This window comes from Thioclava dalianensis (assembly GCF_000715505.1).
Lineage (GTDB): Bacteria > Pseudomonadota > Alphaproteobacteria > Rhodobacterales > Rhodobacteraceae > Thioclava > Thioclava dalianensis.
In genome coordinates this window covers 1-4,661 of the sequence record NZ_JHEH01000073.1, presented here as the reverse complement: position 1 = coordinate 4,661, position 4,661 = coordinate 1, and the positions used below count along the sequence as shown (strand labels likewise).

Below are 4,661 nucleotides of genomic sequence, written 5' to 3'. Positions count from 1 at the left end.
ACAAGCCGCGTCAATAACTTGACGATGCCCCATCCGCTCGGTGGTCATGTCGAGGATCTCGGTCATGTCGAAGCCGATGATGTCGGAGGCCAGTTCAAGCCCGGCACCATGTTCCGGCTCGTCGAAGACCCAGCCATAGCGCCCACCCGGGGCCCATTCGGCGACGCGGGACTGCAGCTCGCCGTTGTCATCAAGCGACTGAAACAGCGTCTCGAAACTCGCGAAGCGCCGGAGCGAGCCCTCGGCATGGGCATTTTGCGAGACCGCGCTTTGGATATGGCGGGATTGCTCGCCCGTGAGGGTTCCATTGCGTGTGAGAAGTGTCGCAAGCCAATCCGAGAGCCAGGCGCGCCCACGCTCATCGATCTCGGTATCAAGGGGATTCAGGCCGGACGGCACCCCGGCACGGACTTCGTTGTAGCGGCCACCCAAGGCGCGAACGGCCATCTCTAACCCGCGATCCTTGTCGAAGAAGAAAAGCCGCGCGCCGACCCGCTGCGCCTGTGCCGCGAGGAAGGCGGTGGTGAGCGTCTTGCCGGTGCCGGTGCGGCCTAGGACGAGGGTGTGGCCAACGGTCGGTTCCTTGCCGGGACTGCCCGTCTCGTGGAAATTGAAACGATAGCCCGAGGTGCCGACCGTCGGCAGGACCGAGATGGTCTGGCCCCAGGGCGACTGGTCCGGAACACGCCCCTCGACGCTGCCATGGAGGGCTGCGAAATCCGCGAAGTTGATCGAGGAGATCGGCGTCTTGCGCGCACGGTAGCCGAAGTTGCCCGGACTCTGCGCGAAATACGTCGCCTTCAGCGCCATGTTCTCGCGCACGATCACCGACATGATCTCCTGGCCTACGCGCTTGACCTGGGCGGCGGCGCGTTCGAGCGTGTCGCGGTCCGGCGCATAGACCGCGATGGAAAGGTGATGATCGCCAAAGGCGATGCGCCCCGCCTCCTGATCGTCGGCGGCTTGGCCAAGCTGCTCGCGCAGGGAGACGGCGGCATCGTCTGAGGCGTGCATCTGGCGGATGATCCGCTGGATGCGCTCGGCCATGATATTGTTCGGGATCGGGCTGAAGGAGTTCGTCAGCACGATGTCGAGCGGCAGGTCGAGCGCATCGAGCAGCGTCACATCTGTCAACGCCGGATAGGTCTTCATCGAGAAGAGCGCGCCGTATTTTACCCGGCCGGTCACGGCATCGGTCAGGGTGACGACGTCGCCGTCAATGGTGGCGCGGCAATTGCTCAGGGTGTGCGAGAGGGGCAGGGCGCTTTGCCCGAAGGCGATGGGGGAGAATGCCCCAGCGTTCAGCGTATTGAGATAGCCCAGCCATTCGCCGCCCGCCTTGGTGAGCCTGACCGGGTTGGCGGAAGCGAGGGCCACCTCGAAGAAGCCCATGACCTCGTTCAGCTCCTGCATGCGCGTCGCGCGGTCCTTGAACCAGGCCTTGCGGGCCAGCGCCCGCAGAAGCGGAATGCGGGCGGAGATGTCGGGGCGCCGGATGACGCTGAGGTAGAGCTGGCGCTTGGCCGGGCGCAGGTCTTTGACATGGGCCTGCCAGCGCGCATCGATTGCGGCTGCGAAACTGTCCCCCTCGATCGCGCGCATCCCAAGATCCTGCGGGACCGAGATGCGGTGGATGTAGAAGCCAAAGGCATTGCCGGTCTGGGCGACGATGGCGGCGACCGCGCGTTTGAGCGCATCGAGCCGGGCATCTTCCGTAGTCATCGGGTTCAGACCATTAAGGCGCAGGGTCGCCAAGAGATCGCCTTCGCGCAGGACCATGACATCGTCATCCGCGAGCGCGAAATAAGGCAGATGCTCCGCGAGATAGCTTTCCCGCGCAAACGCCCCGCCGCCAACCTGAAGGAGTGCCGTTCCGTGAGTGGAAAGTGTGCCCGCATCAAGCGCCAAAGCTGTCGCCTCCATGCAGGGCCCGGTTCTTCGTCGGGCGCACCGATCCATAGGAGACGCGCAGCACCTCGAAAAAATGCGGCTCTCGGTCGGCGACGAACCAGAGGATCGGGTAGGCGACGAGCCCGATCAGGAAAAAGACCATCGACTTCGTCCAGATGAACGGCAGAACGACCCCAGTCGCCAGAACCACGAGGTATCCGACAGGGAGACCCAGATACTTGGGCGGACGGGCGAGGCCCAGAAAAAGGGGGGATCGTTCTGCCACTGCTCTACTCGGTTCTCAGGAGAAGCCGTCAACGATGGTGCCGGCCGAGAAGATCAGCACGATCCCGATGATGACCGAGGCGAACCAGCCCCAGTTCAGCCGCCCCATCATGCACATGAAACCGGTGCCGATGACGGCGAGTGTGGCGACCGCGATCCCGATCGGACCGGTCAGCGCGGCCTCGACGGTTTCCAGCATGGTCTGGATCGGTGACAAGTCTTGCGCGAGAGCGGGCGTTGCGAAAGCCGCCAGGGTTGTGGTGGCAGGCAAGAGGCGGCTGAGGCGATGTCGAAGCATGCGAAGTTCCCTTGTTTTACTGGAGATCGATGAGGGCGGGCGCGCGAGCAGGCACGCGGGTCGAGACACGGACGTTTGGCGCGGAAACGGATGTGCTCGCCAGCCGGGACCGGATCCGGTGGATGCGCGCGATGTAGTCGCGGGTCTCGGTGAAGGGGGGGATGCCGGAATATTCGTCCACCCTGTGCGGCCCGGCGTTGTAGGCTGCCAGTGCGAGGTCGATGTCCTTGAACGTGGCGAGCTGGGCGAGCAGGTAGCGCGCGGCGCCGTCGAGGTTCTGGGAGGGATCGCGCGGGTCGACTCCGAGGCTGCGGGCCGTGTCTGGCATCAGCTGGCCGAGACCATAGGCGCCCTTGGGGCTGACGGCAGTTGGGTTGTAGCTGCTTTCGGCCTCGACCAGTGCTCGGAACAGGAACTGCCAGTCGTCGGCACTCAGACCAGCTAGGCGCAGGGCACGGTTCCGCTGGTGGCGGACGGCAGTTGTCCGGATCAGGGAGAGGATGCCGTCGCGACTGGAAGGCGGCGTGGCGTCCAGCGAGGCCAGAACGACTTCGGCCTCAGTGCTATCATCCAGCCCTGCCCAGGCAGGTCGTTCGCCATGAAAGGTCCAGCCAGAAGTCCGGGCCGTGCCGTCGCGGCCGAAGGCGATGACGTCAGCCGCGCTCCTCGAGGGTGATGCTGTAATCAGGACCAAAGCGCAGATCGCGCCCGTCACCGAACTCGAGATGATGTTTGAAGAGCCCCGGCCATATGTTGAAATACCGCGGCTCGGGCCCGTGCGGAGTGATCCGGGTCGAGACAAGAATAGCTTCCGGCTCGCCCTCGCGCAGGTAGATGCACTGGTAGCGCGGCTTGCCATCGTCCGTGAACCCCACGAGTTCATACCGGCAGCGGAACGCGATGCCCTTCTCGGACAGGTCTTTGACACCATCGATGGTGATCAGGATCTGGTTGCGCGCTATCGGCATGTTCGGACTCTCCCGTTGAGAGCCCTTCTACTTCACGACACTAAGGCCATAAAGTCATATGGAGTCAATACGACATATTGCAGAAAAATACAAATTGCACGATAGTTGCCGCAACTTTTGCGGGAGAGCGATATGAGACGACAGGCGATGGCAGCTGCGTTCGGAGTGATGGCGGTGTTCGGAGCCCCTGAGAAGGCGCAAGCTTATGACATCGACTGCGCCATCATGCTCTGCATGGCCGGCGGTTTCCCCCCGAGCGCGGTCTGTGCACGGGCCTATCGCACGATGATTCGCCGGATCACGCCCTGGCCGAGCCTGCCGCCCTTCGGGGTCTGCACCTTTGCCCATGTGCCGGTCGAGCTGGGCGGGCCCGGCGGAGAGGGTGAGCTCGACACCAACCTGCCGGAATACGAATGGCTGAACCGGACCCATGTGATCTGGTTCACCGGGCGCTCCTACGAGCCGCGCGACGAACCGCGCCAGTGGGACTGGTCGATCCGCTCCTGCGATCGCGAGAACCGGACTTGTCGGTATATCCAACGGGTCTACGGATCCCACACGCCCTGGCCCTCGACATTCACCTCGGAAAGCGGGCAGGAGATTGCCTACCCAAGCGGTGGCGGCCTTTGGCAGTTCTACTCCCGCAGCATCATGGTCGAATTCGGTGACTACGAGGGCAACATGGGCCACTCGGAGTGGTTTTCTTACTGATCTTCGCTGCCTGGCAGTGTGAGTGACACCGGCCGTAGGATGACACGCGTGGCATCGTAACTGTTCGGATCAACCAACTGGCGCCGGCTCACTGATCCATCGTTCCAACGGTAGTCGGTAAACACATGTGTTTCCTGCGTTCCGTCGATGATTAACCCTTCCTGAAAGGGCCAGCCTGTCTTTCTCTTCGCCATGTACCCCGTGCCACTCGTACTGTTCTTGCCGATCTGTCTTTCGTGTTGGGATGTGGGATCAAAGCCTAGGGAAACGGACTACCGTTTCGCAAAAAGCACTTCGGGATCGACGTTTAGCGCCCGTGCAATGCGTTCGAGAAGGTCGAGGGAGGCCGCGAACTTGGCGTTCTCGACCTTGCCCATATGGCCGCGGCTCACATCGGCCCGATGAGCAAGCTCCTCCTGGCTGAGGCCGCGGGCGCGTCTCAAGTCCTGGATGTTCAATGCTACACGGTCCCGCAAGTTGGGGTCTGTTGCCGGAGGGGGCAGAATAGT

General features: G+C 63.0%; 7 protein-coding genes. 1 reads left to right on the top strand and 6 read right to left on the bottom strand.

The genetic code is table 11. The features are described from left to right. The 5 genes from DL1_RS20385 to DL1_RS20365 all read right to left on the bottom strand — a co-directional run. Window positions 1-1,923 (bottom strand): VirB4 family type IV secretion/conjugal transfer ATPase (locus DL1_RS20385; protein ID WP_211250657.1); only part of this gene is annotated, 1,923 nt, incomplete at its 3' end. Next, window positions 1,898-2,176 carry a VirB3 family type IV secretion system protein gene (locus DL1_RS20380; RefSeq protein ID WP_038070148.1) on the bottom strand — a complete coding sequence of 93 codons (279 nt, stop codon included), beginning with the start codon at window positions 2,174-2,176 and terminating at the stop codon, window positions 1,898-1,900. The genes DL1_RS20380 and DL1_RS20385, both read right to left, overlap by 26 nt. 15 nt (window positions 2,177-2,191) lie before the next feature. Further along, on the bottom strand, window positions 2,192-2,473 hold the full coding sequence (locus DL1_RS20375) for a TrbC/VirB2 family protein (protein ID WP_038070146.1): 282 nt from the start codon (window positions 2,471-2,473) through the stop codon (window positions 2,192-2,194). 16 nt (window positions 2,474-2,489) lie between these two features. Further along, a complete protein-coding gene (locus DL1_RS20370) occupies window positions 2,490-3,167 on the bottom strand; it encodes a lytic transglycosylase domain-containing protein (protein ID WP_236016733.1) in 678 nt (225 codons plus the stop codon). Next, window positions 3,127-3,441 (bottom strand): hypothetical protein, encoded by a 315-nt coding sequence (locus DL1_RS20365; RefSeq protein ID WP_008335576.1) that lies wholly within the window; start codon window positions 3,439-3,441, stop codon window positions 3,127-3,129. Before DL1_RS20365 ends, DL1_RS20370 begins: the two co-directional genes overlap by 41 nt. A gap of 132 nt (window positions 3,442-3,573) precedes the next feature. Between DL1_RS20365 and DL1_RS20360 the strand changes: the two genes are divergently transcribed. Beyond that, the gene (locus tag DL1_RS20360; protein ID WP_038070142.1) at window positions 3,574-4,152 is read left to right on the top strand and encodes a hypothetical protein; all 579 of its coding nucleotides are present in this window, start codon (window positions 3,574-3,576) and stop codon (window positions 4,150-4,152) included. Window positions 4,153-4,424: 272 nt separating this feature from the next. Here the strand turns inward: DL1_RS20360 and DL1_RS20355 are convergent. Next, the coding region (locus DL1_RS20355; RefSeq protein ID WP_345938834.1) for a helix-turn-helix transcriptional regulator at window positions 4,425-4,661 on the bottom strand (237 nt) is incomplete at its 5' end.

Coding starts and splice junctions, on each gene's coding strand:
- DL1_RS20375 (WP_038070146.1), bottom strand. CDS start 2,473: ATGCTTCGACATCGCCTCAGCCGCCTCTTGCCTGCCACCACAACCCTG.
- DL1_RS20365 (WP_008335576.1), bottom strand. CDS start 3,441: ATGCCGATAGCGCGCAACCAGATCCTGATCACCATCGATGGTGTCAAA.
- DL1_RS20360 (WP_038070142.1), top strand. CDS start 3,574: ATGAGACGACAGGCGATGGCAGCTGCGTTCGGAGTGATGGCGGTGTTC.